The sequence below is a fragment of the Butyrivibrio sp. NC2002 genome, assembly GCF_000702265.1.
Taxonomy (GTDB): domain Bacteria; phylum Bacillota; class Clostridia; order Lachnospirales; family Lachnospiraceae; genus Butyrivibrio.
In genome coordinates, this window is sequence record NZ_JNKZ01000004.1 from 607,511 (window position 1) to 629,654 (window position 22,144).

18 protein-coding genes and 1 pseudogene are annotated in these 22,144 nt (G+C 39.8%); 9 read left to right on the forward strand and 10 right to left on the reverse strand.

Annotation, left to right across the window (positions count from 1 at the left end; genetic code table 11):
- Nucleotides 1-17 precede the first annotated feature (17 nt).
- On the reverse strand, nt 18-1,148 hold the full coding sequence (locus T543_RS02800) for a DUF3810 domain-containing protein (RefSeq protein WP_051638484.1): 1,131 nt from the start codon (nt 1,146-1,148) through the stop codon (nt 18-20).
- A 60-nt stretch (nt 1,149-1,208) separates the two neighbouring features.
- Here T543_RS02800 and T543_RS02805 point away from each other — a divergent pair, with 60 nt between their 5' ends.
- The gene (locus T543_RS02805) at nt 1,209-1,913 is read left to right on the forward strand and encodes a hypothetical protein (protein WP_035765468.1); all 705 of its coding nucleotides are present in this window, start codon (nt 1,209-1,211) and stop codon (nt 1,911-1,913) included.
- Here the strand turns inward: T543_RS02805 and T543_RS02810 are convergent.
- The 3 genes from T543_RS02810 to T543_RS02820 are packed head-to-tail and all read right to left on the reverse strand — an operon-like array spanning nt 1,883 to nt 5,302.
- Nucleotides 1,883-3,754 carry a carbohydrate-binding domain-containing protein gene (locus tag T543_RS02810; protein ID WP_051638485.1) on the reverse strand — a complete coding sequence of 624 codons (1,872 nt, stop codon included), beginning with the start codon at nt 3,752-3,754 and terminating at the stop codon, nt 1,883-1,885. The two genes, T543_RS02805 and T543_RS02810, sit on opposite strands and share 31 nt — an antisense overlap.
- A gap of 52 nt (nt 3,755-3,806) precedes the next feature.
- Nucleotides 3,807-4,490 (reverse strand): DUF4956 domain-containing protein, encoded by a 684-nt coding sequence (locus T543_RS02815; protein WP_035765470.1) that lies wholly within the window; start codon nt 4,488-4,490, stop codon nt 3,807-3,809.
- Between the two features lie 47 nt (nt 4,491-4,537).
- Complete coding sequence (locus tag T543_RS02820) at nt 4,538-5,302, reverse strand: polyphosphate polymerase domain-containing protein (protein ID WP_035765472.1); 765 nt, start codon at nt 5,300-5,302, stop codon at nt 4,538-4,540.
- Between the two features lie 197 nt (nt 5,303-5,499).
- Between T543_RS02820 and T543_RS02825 the strand changes: the two genes are divergently transcribed.
- The gene (locus T543_RS02825; protein ID WP_035765474.1) at nt 5,500-5,988 is read left to right on the forward strand and encodes a hypothetical protein; all 489 of its coding nucleotides are present in this window, start codon (nt 5,500-5,502) and stop codon (nt 5,986-5,988) included.
- A 270-nt stretch (nt 5,989-6,258) separates the two neighbouring features.
- On the opposite strand, the gene T543_RS02830 is transcribed toward T543_RS02825, so the two are convergent.
- The 4 genes and pseudogenes from T543_RS02830 to T543_RS02845 form a co-directional block, all read right to left on the reverse strand.
- A complete protein-coding gene (locus tag T543_RS02830; RefSeq protein ID WP_035765476.1) occupies nt 6,259-7,044 on the reverse strand; it encodes an RluA family pseudouridine synthase in 786 nt (261 codons plus the stop codon).
- An 84-nt stretch (nt 7,045-7,128) separates the two neighbouring features.
- Entirely contained in the window at nt 7,129-7,818 is a 690-nt protein-coding gene (locus T543_RS02835) for a response regulator transcription factor (protein WP_035765479.1), read from the reverse strand.
- Between the two features lie 52 nt (nt 7,819-7,870).
- Nucleotides 7,871-8,881: pseudogene (locus tag T543_RS02840) on the reverse strand (sensor histidine kinase); the annotation flags it as partial.
- Between the two features lie 151 nt (nt 8,882-9,032).
- Nucleotides 9,033-10,913: an HD-GYP domain-containing protein gene (locus T543_RS02845; RefSeq protein ID WP_035765483.1), complete on the reverse strand. Its 1,881-nt coding sequence runs from the start codon at nt 10,911-10,913 to the stop codon at nt 9,033-9,035.
- A gap of 165 nt (nt 10,914-11,078) precedes the next feature.
- Between T543_RS02845 and T543_RS02850 the strand changes: the two genes are divergently transcribed.
- The 4 genes from T543_RS02850 to T543_RS02865 are packed head-to-tail and all read left to right on the forward strand — an operon-like array spanning nt 11,079 to nt 14,469.
- Nucleotides 11,079-12,005 carry an alpha/beta hydrolase gene (locus T543_RS02850; RefSeq protein ID WP_035765486.1) on the forward strand — a complete coding sequence of 309 codons (927 nt, stop codon included), beginning with the start codon at nt 11,079-11,081 and terminating at the stop codon, nt 12,003-12,005.
- Between the two features lie 40 nt (nt 12,006-12,045).
- Nucleotides 12,046-12,288: a TIGR03905 family TSCPD domain-containing protein gene (locus tag T543_RS02855; RefSeq protein ID WP_035765488.1), complete on the forward strand. Its 243-nt coding sequence runs from the start codon at nt 12,046-12,048 to the stop codon at nt 12,286-12,288.
- A 25-nt stretch (nt 12,289-12,313) separates the two neighbouring features.
- Nucleotides 12,314-13,384, forward strand: a complete 1,071-nt coding sequence (locus T543_RS02860) for an undecaprenyldiphospho-muramoylpentapeptide beta-N-acetylglucosaminyltransferase (RefSeq protein ID WP_035765491.1) — start codon at nt 12,314-12,316, stop codon at nt 13,382-13,384.
- Entirely contained in the window at nt 13,381-14,469 is a 1,089-nt protein-coding gene (locus T543_RS02865; protein WP_035765494.1) for a S66 family peptidase, read from the forward strand. Before T543_RS02860 ends, T543_RS02865 begins: the two co-directional genes overlap by 4 nt.
- A 105-nt stretch (nt 14,470-14,574) precedes the next feature.
- Here the strand turns inward: T543_RS02865 and T543_RS02870 are convergent, their stop codons facing one another.
- Nucleotides 14,575-16,155 carry a glucose-6-phosphate isomerase gene (locus T543_RS02870; protein WP_035765496.1) on the reverse strand — a complete coding sequence of 527 codons (1,581 nt, stop codon included), beginning with the start codon at nt 16,153-16,155 and terminating at the stop codon, nt 14,575-14,577.
- A 242-nt stretch (nt 16,156-16,397) separates the two neighbouring features.
- Nucleotides 16,398-17,906: an arabinosylfuranosidase ArfA gene (arfA, locus tag T543_RS02875; protein WP_035765499.1), complete on the reverse strand. Its 1,509-nt coding sequence runs from the start codon at nt 17,904-17,906 to the stop codon at nt 16,398-16,400.
- A gap of 133 nt (nt 17,907-18,039) precedes the next feature.
- On the opposite strand from arfA, the gene T543_RS02880 reads away from it, so the two are divergent.
- The 3 genes from T543_RS02880 to T543_RS02890 all read left to right on the forward strand — a co-directional run bounded on the left by T543_RS02880 (nt 18,040) and on the right by T543_RS02890 (nt 22,121).
- On the forward strand, nt 18,040-18,867 hold the full coding sequence (locus tag T543_RS02880; protein ID WP_035765502.1) for a helix-turn-helix domain-containing protein: 828 nt from the start codon (nt 18,040-18,042) through the stop codon (nt 18,865-18,867).
- Between the two features lie 75 nt (nt 18,868-18,942).
- Nucleotides 18,943-21,183 (forward strand): type 2 periplasmic-binding domain-containing protein, encoded by a 2,241-nt coding sequence (locus T543_RS02885; protein ID WP_155843126.1) that lies wholly within the window; start codon nt 18,943-18,945, stop codon nt 21,181-21,183.
- On the forward strand, nt 21,183-22,121 hold the full coding sequence (locus T543_RS02890; RefSeq protein WP_035765508.1) for a glycoside hydrolase family 43 protein: 939 nt from the start codon (nt 21,183-21,185) through the stop codon (nt 22,119-22,121). The genes T543_RS02885 and T543_RS02890 overlap by 1 nt, the downstream gene beginning before the upstream one ends.
- The last annotated feature ends 23 nt before the right edge of the window (nt 22,122-22,144 follow it).

Sequence of the window (22,144 nt, forward strand, 5' to 3'; positions counted from 1 at the left end):
TAAAGTACCTCCTAAATTCAAAAGCCTCCGTAATACTCATCAAGAAGAAGCTCAACAACCCTGTTGTAACTAGCTTTTCCGTCTCCTACTCCGTTTACCTTAAGAGTAGTATCAACGAATGTTTCTGCTGCGTTTTTTACTGTTTTTGTGTCAAAAAGAGCATTGTCCTCGACCTTTTCCCAGCTCTCTTTTGTCAGGAAAACGTTGTCTTCCTTAACCTGATCGGAAATTGCAACATGAGATAAATACTCATCTTTTGACACATTTTCATAGAAAGCATTATTTACATAATTAAGTATCCCTAAGTATCCGCTGTAGTTAAATGCGATATCATCAGATGATACGCAAGAAAGATACCCTATAAAATTGGCCTCATCCTCAAATATATAGCTTTTTGTGTGCGCAAGCTCGTGACACATGGTAAAAGGCTTATTTAAAACATGCATCACATCATTATAATTGGCTTCCATTGAAAAAGGGAAATAATAGCCCTGCATATGCTGCTGGCTCACAAATCCTGAAAAGAAAAGCGGCTTAGGAGTGACGTAAAAACCGGATAGCCTCTCGTACCTGGATGATAGCTCAGATACCGCTTCCCTTGCCTTACTTTCAATTACTTCGTCCCTGTCATCCCCTGTGCCATCAGCAAAAATGACCTCGTTATTTTCATCTCTTTTTACAAGAAGCGATAATTCATTACACTTATTTACAACCTCATCCCTGTATGCAGACAGCTCCTCAATAGTGTATTCTCTGCCCTGATCTGTGCCTGCAGAAAGAGGCGTTGTGTGGTAGTTGATAAAACAGTTAAGCGTCATCACAAGGAAAATTATCACAAGTATCCGAAGAGTCACTATAAATATAACTCTTCTGATCTTCGTAAACATAGAAATAATGAAAAAAGCTATCCATAAAAGTCCTGCAATTATCATTATTTCCCCGACTGAAAACGGGAAAACGCTTGTAAGTCTTCCAAAGCTGCCTGTTATAATAGGAAAAATCCTAAGCGCATAAATATCTGAAAATCCCGGAACTACCCAAGACAAAGCGTTTAAAACCACAGTAAATATGAAGATCATCAAAAATATGCTTACGTGTTTTTTTCTCATATATACATTATAAGCTATAGGGATCAAAAATTGTTTCACTTTAAATCTCATTTTTTGTGTTAGAATATCCCTAAATATGTACTTTAAAAGGAATGATCTATGAAAAAAAATATTACTACCGCTATCTGCGCTCTTATCGCTGCTATCATGCTAAGTGCCTGCGGATTATCAGAAGAAAACAAAAATCTGGTAAATGAAGCACTTTCTAACCTTACAATCGAAAAGGAAAGCAGCGAAAAGCTCTACGGAGAACTTACCGATGAAAGCTTTAGTGATGAGCTTAACGAATTAGCAGCACAATATCAGGAATTTTCGGAGCTTGATGTATCTAAGATCAAAAACAAAAAATGTGAAGAGATACTTGGTAACATAAATGCTCTGACTGACTCCTACAAAGCACTATATGATGAAATGAACGCTGAGCTTTCAAAGGAGCAGGCAGAAACAGCTGAAAATGAAAAGCACATCGAGATACTCTCCAATATCATAAATAAGTCAGGATCAGAACTTAGCTCTATCATTTTAAGGGATAACTCGCAGGGTACTGATTCAGAAAACCTCCTTTTAGGCGGTCAGACTCTTAAAAGCGGAACTATCCTTGCAGGCGCTGTTCTTCCTGTATATATTGACAGCACTGATTTTGCCCTTATAATTACTGACACACTAGGTAATACTCACGAATATGCGCTTCCTCTTACAGGTCTTCAAAAGGATGTTCAGATAAAGATATCTGTAACAATAAACACCCCTGAAGCAGGGGTGTCTATCGGTGATTATGCATCTGTTCCTGATTCTGAATCCTGAGCACTGCTCTCATTTGTCTGAGTACTGCTATCTCCATCTCCAGACATTTGATTCTGAGGTGCCTGTCCATTAGATGCTTGTCCATCAGGCATTGTAGGTCTTTCACCATTTTTAAAGTTTGGCATTTCGCCTTCCGGGATCTCACCATTCTGGAAGGCTTCTTTATTGCCTCTTCCTCCGCCCATATGGCCGCCCTGCATCATTTGACTCTGAGTGCCAGCAGTCGTTGCTTTATCGCTGACTGTAAAGGTATCTGTGGTATCACCCGCTGTAATAGTATAATCGCCTTCTTTTAATTCATCAGAGCTAAAGACAACTGAATTTCCTGTCTTTGTCATGGTGTATTCCATCAGCTTATTTCCATCAGAATCTGTAATTGTGATCTCTGTGCCTGCACTAAGCGTTGTTTCAAAGTTATACATTACCGAGTACTGTTCTGAATCCTGACTGAATGTTTCAGCCATTCCGCTTGCGCCTACAGCTATCACAGAGCCTCCTGATATAACAGCTACCCCGCCCTTATCAAGGGCTCCGTTTCCGCTGTTTTCAGGTCCGTCTACAACGATTGTCCCTCCATCTATATAGAGGTCTCCGTTTGAATCTATTCCGTCGCCTTGTGAATTAACATATAAATTGCCGCCGTAGACATGGATATAAGCGTTTTCATCATAATCCATTCCACCGCCCATTCCTCCAAAGCCAAAGCTATCCTGGGAAGTGCTGGTAGAAGCGTTTAATCCGTCATCACTTGATATTACGCTTATTTCTCCGCCTGTTATATCTATGGTATCTCCTTCGAGACCTTCATAGCTTTTTTCTACATTTATTGTTCCGCCTGCAATATACAGAACCGTTCCTGCATGGATTCCGTCATCCTCTGCATTAATTGTTATGTCTCCGCCTTCTATGTAGATATATCCTTTTCCGGATTCCTCTTCGTTACTTGTGTGGATGCCGTCCTTCTCGCTTCCGCTTACAAGGTTAAAAGTTCCGTCCTTTATCCGGATGCTGTCTTTTCCTTCAAGAGCATTGCCTGTTGCGGTCACATTGTAGGTTCCGCTTGTAAATTTGACATCATCTTTTCCAACGATTCCGTTTGCGTAACCTGCTTTTATATTTAGTGTGCCATCTCCGTTAAAAGTGATATCGTCTTTGCTGAAAATAACTCCGTCGACATTAGTCTCTGTATCTTCCTGCACATACTCGCTTCCTGTATCCTGAAGGGTGTTTTCTGAGTTTTTCGCAAGGGTTATAAATACTTTGTCAGCTGATTTTACATATATACATGCGCTGTCATCATTGGTGATAGTTACTCCGTTTAATACAATCTGCACTTTGTCGGTATCAGCTGCATCTACAACTATCTGACCGTCATTTAATGTGCCTGAAAAAATATAGGTTCCTTCGCTTGTTATCGTGATCGTTGTGCCATCTGCGCTTACTCCGTTTCCGGAAACCTCTACTTCGTCGCCGTTTAAAGTGATATTTGCGCTGCTCTCCTCATCAAAGCCTGTATCGAGGTCCCTTGAAGTAAACATATTCTCAAAGTCGAGCTCGCTTACACTTGTTACTGCACCTATTGTTGTAGTATCGTTGCTCGCATTTATGATTTCTGCAGAACTTACGCTACTTGCTGTATCTGATGTTTCTGAATCTCCGCTTTCAGACTCTGTACTTTCTGAATCCGTGCTTTCACCTGTTTGATCATCTGCTGTTTCATCTGTGCTTGTAGCTGTTTCTTGCTGCGCCTGTCCACATCCTGTTGTTCCTAATGTTACTGCCGTTCCTATAGTAAATATCATTCCTGTTGCCAGAACTGATAATAAATTTTTTCTTTTCATGATCTGATACCTCATCAAAAATCGCATTGGCTTCTTTTATAAAGTTAAGCTCTTACAGCTCAGCACCGGGTACTGCCACAGGTCTTGAGCATGCAATCTCAAGATTTCCGTTTCTTTCTCTCATCTCATCGATCATTGCCTTAGTTGAAGCTGTATTTCTCATTGTGATGTTATATGTAAGCTTATAGAGGCTTCCCATTCCGGTTGTCTTTACTTCAAGAAGCTCTGCACTGTTTGTATATCTTGTAAAAATGTCATCAAATATTCCCTCAAAATCAAGTGTTTCGGGAACTGTTATCTTAAGTGTCTTAACCTCTGAACCTACACCTCCAAAACCAATTGCCTTAAGTGCTACGTTTACAAGTGTGATAACTACTGCAAATATGAATGCAAGTCCGATATATCCCATACCTGTTGCAAGACCTACTGCCATTGCAAGGAAGATGTTTGTAATATCCTGACCTGTTCCGGGCTGTGATCTGAATCTTACAAGGCTGAATGCACCTGCTACTGCAACGCCCGCTCCAAGGTTACCGTTTACAAGCATGATAACCAGCTGAACTATAGCCGGAAGAAGTGCCAGAGTGATCGCAAGGCTCCTTGATGTTGATGATTTTACTCCTGCCATAAATGCGATATAAATTCCAATTGCTACTGAACAGATAGTTGCTATAACGAAGGCTATCGGTGTGATAGTGCCTGATTCCATGATTGTTCCAAATAAAAATGTAGTCATTTTTTGTATCTCTCCTTTTTTTCACTAAGAAACTATATTATGCTGAATTATGCTGACAAAATCCTCTTGTCCCTGATGATCGTGCCATCCGAAAAAGGCTTTTTTACGCCCTCCGGATATGTGTAATCAAGGTATCCTTTTCCGTATTTTGAAAATGATACTTTTCTGATATTTAAATCACTTAAGATGTGAGCCATTTCTATGGACATCGCGCCTGCGATCTTAAGCTCCATCAGATGCTGTCCCTTTTTTAATATGTCAGTTCCGACATTTCCCATCTTAAGATCAAGGTCATCTACTCTCCATCTTATGTTTTCATCGAATGTGATCCTAAGCTCAGGATCATGTATTCCTGCCATCGCTATCCTGTCATAAGAGATCGCCATCGCAGGCTTCAATCCTGCATAGTATGTTTTGAAATAGTCGATCTCATTTGAAATCTGCGATTTCTTTTTTTCATCCAAAGGCTCATCCTCGTTTAAATAGCCAAGGGCCTTTTTATAATCCATACCTATCCTTCTCTTATATACAATGCCTTTATATTTTTTCTTTATCTCTATGAAGGCTCTTGTATCATCAGTCGGCACTCCGTAGGTCCTAAGTCTTAGCTTCTCCTTATAAACCGGTTTTTCAAGTGAAGCCTTAATAAGGCTAAAGTCCGGAGTGTCATAATATATGTTTAAGATGGAAGTCTTCCCGTACTCGTCGACTTCAGCCATGTCCTGAAGCCTTTCCCTTATTGCTCTGTACTGGAAGTCTTCCAGCAGATATTTTGTCTCGAATCTCTGGAAAGTGTCTTTGAATCCGCCCATGTCTTTTGCCTTTCTGATTGCTTGTTTTCTTGTTTACATAGGCATCATAACTTTTGAACCTAAAATTATCCTTAAAACTATTATTTTGTTTCGAAAAAATATGAGAACTTACTAAAAAAACAAGAAAATCCCTTGTTTTTAGCGCATTTACGGATTATAGTTTATGATACACAAAAGTATTTTAAGAGGTTATGGTTATGGAAAAATATAGTAAAGGCGATAAAGTTATTATTCTTGATTACAACAACAAGCCTGTTGTACCTTATGTAGTTGCGGAAATTGAAGATGTTATAAGCGACACAAGAGTCAGGCTCTTTCTTCCCGACGGCGCAAGCTGCTACGAGTACACAGACAGATTTAAGAAAATAGATGAGGAAAAATATAAAGAAGTCTTGAACGATGTTCACGAAAGAGAGCGTGAGCTTCCTCTTGATCTTAAGATGGATATCAGAAAATTTGCTGCAGATCATCCCCGTCTTACAAGAGATATCTACAAAAACTTCCAGCTTGATAAGCAGTACGTTAGCGTTATCCACGCATATTCAGGACGTCTCCTCATGTTCGGTAAGGAATTCATCCCTGAGAGATTCCTTTATGAATACGAAGTTGCAAAAGAAGGACTCCAGAAGACCAGAAGCTTTTTCCACGATCTGGATGAATCAATTCCCGAAGTCCATATCGACTGACTTAACCGGGACGTTTCAAATTGACGCATATTATTAAAGGTGCATTTGGGCAATAAGCCTCAATGCACCTTTTTCAGTCACGGGGAAGTCAACGGGGACGATTCAGTATGACTCGCTTTCAGGCAGGGCCACAAGTTCTGTGAGTTTTCCTGCATTCTTCTTTAATATCTAAATACAAATATCTGAAACACGAACGTGAGCAACAGTCCAACCAAAACCATGAAAATACCTGCAATCATCGTAAGTTCATCTTTAAAGGCCATCAAGTTATTAACAGTTAACGTACCTAAACCTGCGGAATATCTCGCCCTTTGGCTGTATCTTAAATTCCATATCCTGCCCTGTTTTTGGGTGTTTAAAGTTTAGCTTATAGGCGCACAGAGCTACGTTTCTTACCATGAGCTCTCTTGAGAGGGCATTGCTGTCTTCTGTAAAGTAGCGCCTGTCTCCCATTATTGGGTAGCCCATGTTGCTTAGCTGCGCTCTTATCTGATGGAATCTTCCGGTATCAAGCCTTATTTCAAGAAGGCTTATGCTTCGCTTATCCTTTTCGATATCTCCATCTGCATCAGTTTCTTTTGCCTTGAATTCTACTATTTTTTCTCTTTTAATGGTTATCTCTTCAAGGACTTTATAGGATAGAGCTGCCTTTTTAGCTGAATCTGTCAGATTCTCTTCTTCAACGATAACTGCACTTCCTGTTTGCTTGTCTCTGTCGATATAGTTAAATAGAGCCTTTTCCTTTTCGCCATCGGGAAGAATTCCGAAGACTACGGCCAGGTAGTTTTTGCTCATCTCACCTTTTGACTGAACTTGCTCACTAAGGGAGGCTGCTGCCTTTTTATTTTTGGCAAAGACAAGGATTCCTTCAACGGGCTGATCGAGTCTGTGTATAACATGGATAAGTCCGCCTTTTTCTCCTCTTCTGTTTAGCTGCGATCTGAGCATGTTTTCAAGGTCAGGTTCCGTCACGCGACTGCTCTGAACAGCTAGTCCTGCGCTCTTGTAGCATACAAGTATGTCTTCATCTTCAAATAGGATTTCAATGTTTTGCATAAAATCTTCCTTATAAACAAAAGTTTCGAAATCATTAGATTAATTTTTTAAAGCTCTCCGCAGCTATTGCAGAGAGCTTTATCATTATACCTTAAATCTGTAACCTACGCCCCATATTGTTTCAATATATTGCGGATTACTTGTATCGAATTCAATCTTTTCACGAATCTTCTTGATGTGAACGGTTACCGTAGCAATGTCACCGATTGAATCCATGTTCCAGATTTTTCTGAAAAGTTCTTCTTTTGTAAATACGTGGTTAGGATTCTCTGCAAGGAATGTAAGAAGGTCGAATTCCTTAGTGGTGAAGCTCTTTTCAGCGCCGTCCACATATACTCTTCTTGCAGTCTTATCGATCCTAAGGCCTCTTATTTCAACTACGTCGTTTGACTCATGTCCGCTTCCTACAAGTCTTGAATAACGTGCCATGTGAGCCTTAACTCTGGCAACAAGTTCTGAAGGGCTGAAGGGCTTTGTGATGTAGTCATCCGCGCCAAGTCCGAGACCTCTTATCTTATCGATATCATCTTTTTTAGCTGATACCATAAGGATCGGTACGTCCTTCTTCTCACGAATTCTCTTACATACTTCAAATCCGTCCATTCCGGGGAGCATCAGATCCAGTATTACCAGATCGAACTCCTCACTAAGTGCTGTCTGGAGACCTACATCTCCTGCGTTTTCAATTTTCACCTCAAAGTCTGACAGTTCAAGATAATCTTTCTCAAGATCAGCAATCGCCTCTTCATCCTCAACAATCAAAATCTTGCTCATACGGTGCCTCCTCATTTTAGTTTATTTTGACTTCGTAACATAACTTTCATTTTTAGAGAAACTCGGAATCATGATCTACGACATTCTCGCCGTCCGCTTTTTCATGGTATTCCATGTATTTCCTTAAAACAAAGTGCATACAGGTTCCTTCGCCTTCATGGCTGGTCGCCCATATATATCCGCCGTGATCTTCGATGATCTTCTTAACAATAGAAAGGCCTATTCCACTTCCGCCCTGTTTTGAATTCCTCGATGCATCCGTTCTGTAGAACCTGTCGAAGATATTTGGTATTTCCTGAGCCCCTATACCCTTTCCGTTATCCTCGATCTCAACTCTTACAGAATCTACCTCATCAAGAATCCTTATATCTATTATTCCGCTTCCATCCTCACGTCCAAGATATTTAACACTGTTACTTACAATATTGTTTACAACTCTCTTTAGCTGCTCTGCATCTGCAACTATCTGTGTATCCGGAGTTGTAAGGTTTGCGTAATTCAGCTTTATGTCTTTATTTTCAAGCTCCATTCCTATTTCTTCTATGCAGTCTCCAAAATAATCTCCCACATTTATTCTGGTGAAGTTGTAAGGAATTCTGTTGTTATCTATGCTTGAGTATAAAGTAAGCTCATTTATCAAATTGTTCATGTCATTCGCTTTATTGTATATTGTGCGAATGTACTTCATCTGTCTCTCCGGAGTATCTGCAACTCCTTCAAGAAGTCCCTGTGAATATCCTTTGATCGCTGTTATAGGTGTCTTTAGATCATGGGATATATTGCTTATCAGTTCTTTATTCTGACTTTCTCTTATTACCTTTTCATCCGCGGACTCTTTTAACCTTAGCCTCATGTCCTCGTAGTTTCGGTACAGCTCCCCAATCTCTCCCTTTTCATTTATATCGGTAGGAAGCATATATTCGAAATTACCGTCTTTAATGTGCTTCATCGCAACATTCAGTTCATTTACCGGTTCGAAAAATCCTCTGTTTAGCCAGGTGGTAAGAATAAGGCTGGTAGCGATAAGTATCAGTACAAATGCTATGCACATGTAAGTTATCAGCCTGCTGTAAGATCCCTCGACCGCCGATTGAATGACATAAAACGAAGCAATTACCAGGATGAAAGGCATTATTATAATTGTAATTGATGTAATTAATAGCCTAGTCTTAAAACGCATGTCTGCTCCTGTTTTTAGTATATCATATTTTTATTTATGCTTTATCAGCATCAATGCTTAGAATATCCTGCATTGCTTTGTAGCATATGTCATATCGTCCCTGTCCTGTGAGATCGCTTAGCTTTTCGATCAGATCAGGGTTATTCTCTATCACCTCCACTATCATGGGATTGTATCTTGTTCCGGCATCTTGTTTTAATTCCTTTAGAAGCTTTGCAAAATCTTTTCCCTGTGTATAACTTCTTGTAAGTGTGTCTGTTCCTGCTTCTATAGAATCAGCAATAGAAATGATATCTATTATGATCTTAATAGTCGATTCGTTATTGTCATATCCAAGAGGATATCCGTGAAGTCCGTCGTAATGCTTGTGGTGTCCTATGATTACATCGCTGTATGGCTTTAGTGCTGCATTGTCCTGAGCTTCTCTGTAGCCTATTTCCGAGTGTTTCCTTATAGTTGCATACTCGGTGTTCGTAAGGCTTCTGTTCTGTCTGTTGACTACGCTGGGTATATAGCATTTTCCTATGTCATGCACAAGACCGCTTATTGTTATAAATGAAAGAAGATATGCCCTGTTTTTCTGAACTTCTTCTACTGAGGTCGTTCCTCTTACCCCAACAAAAGCCTCCGGATGTGTATCCAGAACTTCCTGCCCTATAAGTGATGCTATATTGGCAACGAGCCTTGAATGGATATAAGTAAACGGCTGCCTTCTGACTATCATGTGCATAAGGAACTGAACCTTATTAAGTTCTCCCGTGAGAATAGGTTCTGCTGCATGATACCATTCGGCACATACTGGAAGCATGGTTCCTGTGAAAAACTGATAGGGAACTTTTCCCAGAATCTCCATGGATTTTGGTAAAAACTTATCCGCCCATTCCTCTTTTATCACATCTGGTGCATCCATGGTTCTTATGACCATGATAGCGGTGCAGGCATATTTAAAATGCCTCATTATAAGTTGCAGCGCCTCTGTGTCATCGCCCTTATAGTCCGGAACAGGTATTATTTCATTTATGCTTTTTATTATCGTACTAAGGATTTCTTCAGGTGTTACCTGGCCTGTAAGATACTTGTATGTGATGCATATTCTGTAATTGGGGCTTCCCTCTACTTCTCCGCCCTCAGTCATCGCACGATTACTCATATCTTCGATCAGCTTTATATACCTCTCTCTTTCCTCTTTGCTAAAGAGGTCATAGTGCATGTTTTTTGCAAGAAAAGCATCGTCTGCTGATTGGACAAACCTTTTTACGTTTTCATTTTCTGCGTCATTTTGCTGGACAAAATCGCTGTTCCACAGGTTTCTTAGTTTTTCAAAAACAGTAATGCTCTCCATACTGCAGGATTGAACCTTGTAATAGAAATTACCGAGGTAGCTTATTAAATTAAAGTAATCTTCATAGATAAATTCTCTTATTTCAGGGGTAGATATCTTAGAAATGTTATCGCTTTGCTCAATTACTTTTCTAAAGTAATGCATAGCAACATCCATGCCTTTTTTATCACTTACCGTTCTGTAAAAGCTTGCGTATTCACTCGCAAGGACATGGTATATTGCTACTAAAAACTCAGGTTCTCCCATGTCTTCGAAGACAGGAAGTATCCTCTCACAAAATTCTGTGAGCACAGCAAAGTCATGATGACCATCAAAGAAAAATCCAATTGCCAGATCATACAAAAGCTCAGCTTCTTCGGGAGTGATCTCTTCTGAACAATTATCCCAAAGTTCAGACATAAGCTCTTCATTTTCTGCGTAAATTTCACGCATTACATACGATCTTTCGGACATAAGTTGAACCCAGTCAAACGGATCACTGGTTGTAAAGAGCTGCTTTTCGTAATCGCTTAGTCTGACCGAATTCTCAGTGTATAGTTTTCGAAATTTTTCAGCAAGTTTTCTTTCTATCATCTAAGCCCCTCATCATAAATAAAAGAAAAAAAAACTAAAAAAATATGTATTTCATTTATAATACCATATTTCGTTAATATGTGCCATCTAATAAAACGCGCACAATTGCACATTTTATTAGTCTTTGCTAAAATTTCTCTATAGATTTTTAATTTGGAGGTAGTTATGAGCAAAAAGCGAAATTTCGTATTACTTGGTCTTCTTTCCGCAGCTGTAGGCGGTAGCTATGCCTTAACTTCATATTTGTATGATCTTTCCCTCGTTCCAAAGAAAAAGACAGAGGAAGATATAAATTCAGATCCCGATGATGCAAAGGCTGTTAAATGGCTAAGGGAATATGATAAAAAGGAAGATGCTTACATCAAATCACTTGATGAGCTAAGCCTTCATGCAACACTTCTTAATGCTGAAACTGGGTCGCACAAATATGCCATCTGTATCCATGGTGTAAAAAGCGATGGCGAATATATGGCTTATTACGCAAAGCATTATATTGATAATGGTATAAATGTTCTTCTTCCCGATAACAGGGGCTTTGGAAAAAGCGAAGGAAATTACACAGGATATGGCTACTTTGACCGTCTGGACATCATGGAGTGGATCTACTTTATTTTAAGAAGAGATAAGGATGCTAAGATCATGCTCCACGGAACCAGCATGGGTGCAGCTATAACTCTTATGACAACTGGTGAGCACCTTCCGGATCAGGTAGTGATGGCTGTTTCTGACAGTAGTTACACTTCCCTTAAAGAGGAATTTGCAGATGTATACAAAACACTAAAATTATCGGTCATTCCTTCTATGCTTGTGCTGCTGATAATGAGGGCAATTGTTCTATTTAGATGCGGCTACGACATAGATAAGGTAAACTGCCTGAATGCAGTTTCAAGGTCAAAGACACCTACTTTGTTTATCCACGGAGATGAAGACAGGCTCATCGATCCTCAGATGTGTGCCCGCCTTTATGAAGCATGCAGTGCTCCAAAGCAGTATTGCCTTATCCTTGGTGCAGATCACGTCAAGGGAGCTTATGTTGATTCTGACAAATATTGGAAAAAGGTTCACTCTCTTATGGAAAAAACAGGTTTCTGATTATATAATGTAATGAAAAAATGAAGTAAAGGATAGATTTATGCAGTACAAGACAAAAGGCACATGTGCCACACAGATAAACGTTGAACTCGACGGAAATATCATTAAGTCTGTATCTTTTGTAAACGGATGCAGCGGAAATACTCAGGGCGTAGCCAGGCTCGTTGAAGGAATGGATGCTAATGATGCTATAAAGAAACTTCGCGGAATAAAGTGCGGTTTCAAGAGCACATCCTGCCCGGATCAGCTCTCATATGCCTTAGAGCAGGCTTTAAACGCTTAATTATTGTATATAAAGAAGGTTTTACATGGCTAAAAAAATAGTTCTTACGGGGGGCGGTACAGCCGGCCACGTTACACCAAATCTCGCGCTTATTCCCGAGCTTAGAAAAATGGGATATGAAATAAGTTATATTGGATCACATAACGGAATTGAGAAAAAGCTGGTGGAGGATTTTAACGTTCCTTATTATTCTATTTCTACCGGAAAACTCAGAAGATATTTCGATCCCAAGAATTTTTCAGATCCTTTCAGAGTAATGAAAGGCTTTGTGGAGGCGAGAGGTCTTCTTAAAAAGTTAAAACCCGATGTTGTCTTTTCAAAGGGAGGATTTGTATCCGTTCCTGTCATAAGAGCAGCATCTACCCTTAAGATTCCATGCGTACTCCACGAGTCCGACATGACTCCGGGACTTGCAAACAAACTTAGCTTTTCATCTGCAAAGACCATTTGCTGTAATTTCCCTGAGACACTTTCTATGCTTCCCGCTCAGAAGGCTGTTCTTACAGGTACTCCTATAAGAAAAGAGCTCCTTCAGGGTTCAAAAGAAGCAGGTAAGGCATTCTGCGGATTTACAGATGATAAGCCCGTTGTCATGGTTACCGGCGGAAGTCTTGGTGCTCAGAGCATCAATGAGACAATAAGATATGCGCTTCCAAGGATTCTTCCGCATTTTAACGTTGTTCATCTGTGCGGTAAAGAGAAAATGGATAATTTAAGACTTAACACTCCCGGCTATAAGCAGTTTGAGTATGTTAAGAGTGAAATGAAAGATATCTTTGCGATGGCTGATGTTGTCGTATCAAGAGCCGGAGCCAATGCTATCTGCGAGCTTGCAGCGCTTAGAAAGCCCAATATTCTTATTCCGCTTTCTGCAAAAAGCAGCAGAGGCGACCAGATAATAAACGCCAGATCATTTGAACAGCAGGGATTTTCCCTTGTTATAGACAATGAAGAGCTTGATGAGGACATCCTCGTTGAAAGCATATTTGATGTATATAAGAACCGTGAGAAGTACATCGAGAAAATGAAGGAAAGCAATCAGTTCGGTGCAACCGAGACAATTCTAAACATAATTGAGGAAGCGGCTAAAAAATGAGATATCCTAAATTTTTAAAAAATGGCGGAATAATAGGCTTTGTGGCTCCATCCTTTGGATGTTCCACAGAGCCTTATATTTCTTTATTCAAAAATGCTCAGAATAAATTTGATAATTTGGGCTATAAGATGAAGTTTGGTCCGAATGTATATGAAGATAAAGGCATTGGTATCAGTAACCTTCCGCCTCTTTGCGGAAAAGAGTTAAATGATATGTACTCAGAAGAAAGTGTTGATGCCATAATATCCTGCGGCGGCGGTGAGCTCATGTGTGAGGTTGTGCCCTACATCGATTTTGATCTCGTGAAAAGATCAGAACCTAAGTGGTACATGGGCTACTCTGACAATACGAATTTTACATTTTTGTCAGCAACTATCGCTGATACTGCTGCAATCTACGGTCCCTGCGTTTCATCATTTGGAATGGAACCCTGGCATTCATCTATTAATGATGCTCTTCTTCTTTTAAGAGGTGAGCGCCTTACTGTAAGTGGCTATGACATGTGGGAAAAAGAAGACGAGCTTCCGGATATTCCCCCGGAAGAGGTAAATCCATTAGAGCCCTATAATCTCAACCGCAAAACAGAGTACAAGTTCTTTATCCCGTCGGATAGTTCCTCTATGTATGATGGAAAAGAGCTACTTCCTGTAACTGATAAAGAGATTAAGTTTGAGGGTCGTCTTATCGGAGGATGCATGGACTGCCTTGTTAATCTCTGCGGTACAGAGTTTGATCATGTATCTGATTTTGCAGAAAAATATAAGGATGACGGGATCATCTGGTTTCTTGAATCCTGCGACCTTAACGTGATGTCCATTAGAAGATCCATATTTATGATGAAGCATAGCGGCTGGTTTAAGCATGTAAAGGGATTTCTTATCGGAAGACCACTTTGCTATGGTCAGGAAATGATGGGACTTGATCAGTACAGTGCCGTTACCGAGCTTCTAAAGCAGTTCCACGTACCGATCCTGATGGATCTCGATATCGGTCATCTGCCTCCTATGATGCCTCTTATCGATGGCGCATACACCAAGGTATCTGCAAAAGCAAGCACCTTCACATTGGAACATATCCTAAAATAGTAATAAATGTTGATGAAATGTCACAATGTAAAAAGCATGTAGAATAGGGACTAGCAAAAGACCCGATTTCTACATGCTTTTTAATGATATTTACATTATTTGTAATTAAATGTTAAGTAAGTCGCTGTATACAGCAAGTGCGCCGTCTGTTTCGTGAGCAAGTACTTTCTTTGCAAGTACTTTACCGAGCTGAACACCTTCCTGATCAAAGCTGTTTAAGTTCCAGACAAAGCCCTGGAACATTACCTTGTTCTCGAAGTGAGCAAGAAGTGCGCCGAGTGACTTGGGATTAAGCTCCTCACCTATTATAATGCTTGAAGGACGTCCGCCCTTGAAGTTCTTGTTAAGGTTCTCATCCTTTTTACCGCAGGCAAATGCAACAATCTGAGCAGCTACGTTAGCACAAAGCTTCTGCTGGCTTGTTGAATCCTGAATGTTTACATCATTTTTCAGCTGGCTGTTTCTAAAGCCGATGAACTGCATAGGAATGATGTCTGTTCCCTGGTGAAGGAGCTGATAGAATGAGTGCTGTCCGTTTGTTCCGGGTTCACCAAAGATAACAGGTCCTGTCACATAGTTTACAGGCTCGCCAAATCTGTTTACGCTCTTGCCGTTTGATTCCATGTCGAGCTGCTGAAGATGAGCAGGGAAGCGGCTAAGTGCCTGTGAGTAAGGAAGTACTGCTGTTGAAGGATAGCCAAGTACGTTTCTCTCATAGAAGCCTATCATTGCATCGAGCATTGCAGGATTCTTCATCATATCCTTTTCTTTTGCAAGTTTGTCTTCTTCTGCTGCACCTTCGAGGAACTGTGCAAATACATCAGGACCAAAAGCAAGTGAAAGAACTGCTCCGCCTACACCTGAAGTTGATGAATAACGTCCGCCGATATAATCATCCATGTAGAAAGCTTCGATGAAATCATCGCTCTTTGCAAGAGGTGATGTCTCAGAAGTTACAGCAATCATGTGCTTTGATGAGTCAAGGCCAGCCTTCTTAAGAGCATCCATAACGAATGACTGGTTAGTAAGGGTCTCAAGTGTTGTGCCTGACTTAGAAACGAGGATGAAGATTGAATGTGCAACATCTATAGAATTAAGAACAGCTGAAGCATCATCAGGATCTACGTTACTGATGAACTTAGCTTCCATCTTGAAGTTGCCTGTCTTGTGAGCCCAGTTTTCAAGTGCAAGATACATTGCTCTGGGACCAAGGTCTGAACCGCCGATACCGATCTGAACAACAGTTGTGAACTTCTCACCCTTTTCATTTGCAATGGCTCCTGAATGAACCTTATTTGCAAACTCTGCGATCCTCTTCTGCTCGTTCTCATAGAACTCTCTCTTATTAACTCCATCAGCTATAACATCATTGCCAAGCTGACCTCTTGTAAGGTGGTGGAGAACCATTCTCTTTTCACCTGTATTTATAACTTCTCCATTATAGAGCGCTTCAAACTTCTCAGAAAGCTGAGCTTCCTTTGCAAGCTTATCAAGTGCTGCAAGGATGTCATCATCAACTTCCTTTGCTGCGTAATTGTAATCAAGTCCTGCTGCCATTTTTACTGAGTATTTTTTTACTCTCTCGGCACCTGATTCACCTGTCATTGCTGAAACAAGATCAATTTTCTTTACATTTTGCAGTTCCTTGTAGGAATCAAGTGTATCAAGATTTTTCCAATCAGCCATTTTTGTAGAATCCTCCTATTATCTATTACGTATGCCTCCATGTAAAATTCCCAGAGATTCCTGTTCTTTCTCCAAAAACAGAGAATCATAACTGTGGGTATTTTACATAGAGACACAAGCAATTATCATGCTTTCGCGTTAAAGTATAGCAATACTTGAGAAGCGCCGCAAGATTTAAGTACTTAAATAATCATAAAAAAATAGAACTCCCAATCTTGAGAGTCCTATTTCTATTTCAAATATTATTTTGCCAGTCTGATTACATTCCAGCTCTTTGAAGGAAGAACTGTTGTAAGAATTCCGTTATCAACCTTGCTGTCCTTGCTTTCTGTAGGAGCAACTGTGTTAGGTTTCTTTTCTGTGTTTACAGCCTTGAGGTCATCATTTGTAAGAACGATGTGCTCAACTACTTTGTAGCCTGCATACTGTCTAAGGTCACATGTAAGCTCGAAGTCTTCCTTAAGGTTCTTATTTACAGCAAAGATTGTAAGTGTTTCATTTTCATCATCTACTGTTACAACGCTGTCGATGTAAGGAGCATCACCGTGCTTACTCTCGTATGAAGGAGACTTAACAACTGTGTTAAGAACTGTTCCTCTTCCGTAGATGCTTGCATGCATGTAAGGATAGAAAATTGTCTGTCTCCAAGCACCTGTATCGCTTGTCATGATAGGTGCAATAACGTTAACGAGCTGAGCAAGGCATGCGATCTTAACTCTGTCTGCATGACGAAGGAGTGTTATGAGCATTGATCCAACAAGAAGTGCATCCTCAAAGTTGTAGATATCTTCAAGCTGATGCGGGTGCTCAACCCACTTCTCAAGCTTCTTATCCTGCTCGTTTGAGTGATACCATACGTTCCACTCATCAAATGAGAGGTTGATAGTCTTATTTGATCTCTTAACTGCCTTAACATAATCGCAGATAGAGATAACCTGTGAAATGAACTTATCCATTGCTACGCTGCTTGCAAGGAAGTTAGGTGTATCATCCTCTGCATTGCCGTAATAGGAGTGAAGTGAAAGATAATCAGCTGAATCGTAGCTGCACTCAAGTACTTCTCTCTCCCACTTACCAAATGTATCCATATAAAGTGAAGAAGAACCGCATACTACTGTCTCGATTGAAGGATCAACAAGCTTCATGATATGACCTGCTCTTCCGGCCTTCATACCGTACTCACCGGCTGTCATATGACCAAGCTGCCAGGGACCGTCCATCTCGTTACCAAGGCACCAGAGCTTGATATTGTGAGGATCCTTTACGCCGTGCCTTATACGCATATCACTGTAGTATGTGCCGCTCTTTATGTTGCAGTATTCAACGATGTTCTTTGCTGCATCGATGTCTCTTGTTCCGAGGTTAACTGCCATCATCGGCTTTGTACCTGCCTTTGAGCACCAATCCATGAATTCGTTAAGTCCGAACTGGTTTGTCTCAACTACATTCCATGCAAGCTCAATTCTTCTGGGACGATCTTCCTTAGGCCCAACACTGTCTTCCCAGTTGAAGCCGGAAACGAAGTTTCCTCCGGGATATCTTACTATCGGAACGTTGATCTCCTGAATGAGTTTCAGTACGTCTTTTCTGTAGCCGTTCTTATCGGCAAACTTGTTGCCTGGCTGATATATTCCCTCGTAGACAGCTCTTCCGAGGTGCTCCAAAAATGAGCCGTAAATTCTGTCATCAATTTTGCTTATTTCGAAATCTCTGTCGATACAAATTTGCGCTTTTTGCAGTTTCTTTGCCATGTAAATAACCCTCCTTATACATTTAAAGCTGTGAATATTATTGCCTATTGCTATCTAAAATCATATATATTTTATTCCGTAAATATTGACTTTTTGTCCGGTTATATGTTTGTATGTGTTTGGAGGAAAAGCTATGTTCAGAACAGATTACTGTGGCTATAATGTGCACAATCCAAACAAAGATAGTATCTACAGACCGGAAGGCAGAGGTGACTATTTATTTCTTCATATCACTTCCGATATGGATTTTTATTTTCCAAGAGAAAAAAAGGACAAAAAGGCAGTCTACAAATATGGTATGTCTCTTACTAAAGTGCGGGCAAAAAAGGGAGACTGCATATTATATACACCGGGGTATTTTCAGTATTACTGCGCTGTTTCTGCTTTTTCCAACTCATTTGTACATTTTACCTGTGATGAGGATGAGATCAGAGGTATTCAGATTCCAATGAACAACCTGTTTCATCCTGTAGATGACGAAGCTATCGTAGATACCTTAAGACGTCTTCAGTTTGAGTATTTGTCCAAGCAGCAAAGGCGCGAGAAAATGATAGATCTTTTGATAAGAGAGCTCCTTATAGCTGCAGAGAGAAGTATTTCCATTCCTACGTCTGAGGTTGAAAAAACAGAAGTTTACGCATCTTTATCGAGGTTTAGGGTAGGAATGCTCCAAAGATGTTCTGAGGAGTGGGATATTGAAAAAATATGCAAAGAGACCAATCTTGGTAGAAGTCAGCTTTATCACTATTACAAGGCTTTCTTTTTTACCACCCCAAAGGATGATCTTATAAACGCAAGAATTGATAAAGCAAAGCATCTGCTTTCTAACAAGGAACTTAGGATTTCAGAAGTGGCTGAACAGAGCGGATTTACCAATATATATCACTTCAACAGATACTTTAAACGTGAATGTGGTTGCACTCCGAGCAAATATCGGCTAGGATTTTCCATATTTTTGTAAATTGTAATGATTGACTAGTCAGTTAGTACATGCTAAAGATATATTTACTAATTATTGCTTTTTTGAGAGGTAAATATGAAGCACTCGCCTTTGACAATGGGGTTATTGGCGTTCGTTTTTACATGTGCTTGTATGGTATGTTCCTGCAACAGCGCCAGCAAAGCAGATGTGACAGAAACGTCCGATGAATCATCCTACAGTAAAAACTATGTATATTCCATAAAAGATCTGGGTGTCTCTTCAGATGACAAAACCTGGATAGCCGGTACCTGCTCCGCTGACAGCGAGATTCACGGTCTTAGGATCACAGAAAGTGATGGCTACAATAAATACGCTATTACTCCGGCTGAAGGTGACATTGATATAAGTTCTATTCCTCTTAAATCTGACAAAGGTATATCTTATAGTCTTTTAAACTGCGACGGTAATGACAATTTTTACACCGTCAGAAGCTATGATGACAAAGATAATCACACAAAAGAAATCGTAAAGATAAACAAGCATGGTGAAATCTGGGCAGCCCCAGTGGTTTCGGAAGATGAAACCGGAGAAATAATAAGCCTTGTCGTTTCTTCAAAGTACGGCGTTATTACCGTTAGTTCAACCGGGTACAGCATATATGATGAAAAAAACGGCGATGGCAAGCATATAATAGACAGAGATAATAATTCTGCTTTTTTCCCGCCAAAGCTTTATTCTCTAAGAGATGGAACGGTGCTTATATCAGAGCCTGATGAAGATCTCGTATATCATATGTACGAACCTGATTTTAATAAGAATTCATTTGGCACTGAGGTGTCTCTTCCCGAACAGATCGATCCGGGACAGAGGATGTGTGCCGGAAAATCTCATGATTTTTTCACTTACATGAATGGAATAATCTATTGTTATAACCTGGGAGATAGTCAGGTCACACCTGTATGCGACTTCTATATGTCAGATTTCGTAATAGATTACGTGAATCGTATTTTTGAGATTGACGACTGGAATCTTGAGATATTTGCAGGACTTAACGGAAAGCCCGATACTCTTTATAAACTTACGAAGGTTGATCCTGAGGACGTCGCCGAAAAACAGGTCATTACTATAGGAACTACTTTTAATGACTATTCAATCAACCGTTCTATCCAGGAATTCAACAGCGATAATGACAAATATAAATTAAGAGTAGAAAATTACGATCCCGAATACTTTGAGATACAAAACGGAACAAGTAAACTCCTTACTGACTTAAAAGAAAATAATGCACCCGATATTCTGCTTTTCTATCCATATAGTACGACAGACTATCCTATGTATGCTGAATATGACTATTTCCAGGATCTGTCCCTTTATCTTGAAAGAGATCCTGAGCTAAGAAATAAACCTCTTCTTGAGAATGTGATCAATGCAGGGAAGCTAAATGATAAGTTGTATTTCCTTATACCGTCATTCTCAGTTGAAACCTGCGTAGGATATGAAAAACTTCTAAAAGATAAGACCGTTACACTTAATAATATTTTCGAGGTTTGTGATGATCTGAATATCAAAAGAGATGTATCTCTTGGCTACTTTACAAAAGAAAGCTCCTATCCTCTTTTTTGCTCTAACATACACGATTTTGTAAATCTTGATAATAAAACCTGTAATTTTAATAATGAGGCCTTTTATAATCTTTTGGGGCTTATTGATTCATTTCCTGCTTATACCGAATCTGTTGATTATTCTTCATATGATTCGTTTTACAAGGATGAAAAATCGCTGCTTTTGTACTGCAATATATGCAACTTTCAGTCATATCAGACGATGAAGGATGCTTATTTTGGTGATGATATTGTATTTAACGGTATCCCGGGTAATAATTCGGCATATTCATATATATGTCCTACTATGTCTGTTGCGATAAACAATAAGAGTCTATATAAAGATGCTGCGTGGAATTATGTAAGAACTCTGTTTCTTGACGATTATCAAAACAGTATAGACTGGGCATTTCCGGTTACTCACAGATCATTTTCCGCATTAAAACAGCAGGCTTTAAGCGGAACCTACTACCAGGGAACAACAGGTCAGACTCTTGTTTCATCTGAAATTATAAACAATTCAGGGGAAGATATTAAAGTAAGGCCTTTAACAGAGAGTGAAGTGAGTCAGGTATCTGACCTTATAAACTCAGCCGATCACATCGGTTTTCCTTTTAATGATTGCTCAGATATAGTTTCTTCTGAGATAACTGAGTTTTATAAAGACGAAATATCAAAAGAAACCCTTATAACCAATATAGAGAATAAAATTGATGCTTATTTGAAAAAAGAATACAGGGAGGATAATAAGTAATGGGGGCATACATATTTGTACACTTTAGAGAGAAGTACACACCTGACGGTGAGCAGGTATATTTTGGTCTGTCCAAAGATGGCTTTAACTGGGAGATGGTCAACAGCGGTGAGCCTGTTCTTGTTAGTAATGTAGGTGAATGTGGTGTTAGGGATCATGTCATCTTCAGAAAAAAAGAAGGCGGTTTTGTTATTCTTTCAACAGATTTAAGTCTCGCCAATAATTTTGAGAGTAAATATCATGGAGATTGGAAGGAAATAAACCACAACGGCAGCAATTTCCTTGTAAAATGGGAATCTTCTGATCTTGTACACTGGTCGGATGCTGAGCTTGTGAGGATGGTAGATGATTCATTTGGTTGTGTCTGGGCTCCTGAAATTATTGCAGATGAAGAAAACGGCGATTACATGGTTCACTGGAGCAGCTTCCACAATGAAGAAAATCCTGATCACACTGCAATTTACTATGCAAGGACCAAGGACTTTAAGACTTTTTCAAAGGCAAAGATCCTGTGCAAAAAGGAAGACACCGGAATTATTGATTCAAATATTGTTTACGAAAACGGCTACTACTACCGCTTTATAAAGAGCGATTTTAATCCTGAGCACATAATGCTTCACAGGAGTACATCACTTACAGGCGAGTATGAGAGAATGCCTGCTTTTGATGAAGAGATGGACAAGCTTGAGCAGGGGCAGTATGAAGCTCCTACCTGTTTTAAATTAAGCGATGGCAGATGGTGCGTAATGCTCGACTTCTACGGCTGTGAAAAAGAAAAGCAGGGCTATGTTCCTTTTATCGCAGATGATATAACCACAGGCCGCTTTGTACGAAGTGACGATAAGTTCAGTTTTCCTTACGGCTTTAAGCATGGTACTGTAATGACCATAACTGATGAAGAATATGATAGAATAAAAAAAGCATATCCGAATAATTGATCATATTCAAAAAGGAGCAAATA

Coding starts and splice junctions, on each gene's coding strand:
- T543_RS02805 (WP_035765468.1), top strand. CDS start 1,209: ATGAAAAAAAATATTACTACCGCTATCTGCGCTCTTATCGCTGCTATC.
- T543_RS02810 (WP_051638485.1), bottom strand. CDS start 3,754: ATGAAAAGAAAAAATTTATTATCAGTTCTGGCAACAGGAATGATATTT.
- T543_RS02815 (WP_035765470.1), bottom strand. CDS start 4,490: ATGACTACATTTTTATTTGGAACAATCATGGAATCAGGCACTATCACA.
- T543_RS02820 (WP_035765472.1), bottom strand. CDS start 5,302: ATGGGCGGATTCAAAGACACTTTCCAGAGATTCGAGACAAAATATCTG.
- T543_RS02825 (WP_035765474.1), top strand. CDS start 5,500: ATGGAAAAATATAGTAAAGGCGATAAAGTTATTATTCTTGATTACAAC.
- T543_RS02830 (WP_035765476.1), bottom strand. CDS start 7,044: ATGCAAAACATTGAAATCCTATTTGAAGATGAAGACATACTTGTATGC.
- T543_RS02835 (WP_035765479.1), bottom strand. CDS start 7,818: ATGAGCAAGATTTTGATTGTTGAGGATGAAGAGGCGATTGCTGATCTT.
- T543_RS02845 (WP_035765483.1), bottom strand. CDS start 10,913: ATGATAGAAAGAAAACTTGCTGAAAAATTTCGAAAACTATACACTGAG.
- T543_RS02850 (WP_035765486.1), top strand. CDS start 11,079: ATGAGCAAAAAGCGAAATTTCGTATTACTTGGTCTTCTTTCCGCAGCT.
- T543_RS02855 (WP_035765488.1), top strand. CDS start 12,046: ATGCAGTACAAGACAAAAGGCACATGTGCCACACAGATAAACGTTGAA.
- T543_RS02860 (WP_035765491.1), top strand. CDS start 12,314: ATGGCTAAAAAAATAGTTCTTACGGGGGGCGGTACAGCCGGCCACGTT.
- T543_RS02865 (WP_035765494.1), top strand. CDS start 13,381: ATGAGATATCCTAAATTTTTAAAAAATGGCGGAATAATAGGCTTTGTG.
- T543_RS02870 (WP_035765496.1), bottom strand. CDS start 16,155: ATGGCTGATTGGAAAAATCTTGATACACTTGATTCCTACAAGGAACTG.
- arfA (WP_035765499.1), bottom strand. CDS start 17,906: ATGGCAAAGAAACTGCAAAAAGCGCAAATTTGTATCGACAGAGATTTC.
- T543_RS02880 (WP_035765502.1), top strand. CDS start 18,040: ATGTTCAGAACAGATTACTGTGGCTATAATGTGCACAATCCAAACAAA.
- T543_RS02885 (WP_155843126.1), top strand. CDS start 18,943: ATGAAGCACTCGCCTTTGACAATGGGGTTATTGGCGTTCGTTTTTACA.
- T543_RS02890 (WP_035765508.1), top strand. CDS start 21,183: ATGGGGGCATACATATTTGTACACTTTAGAGAGAAGTACACACCTGAC.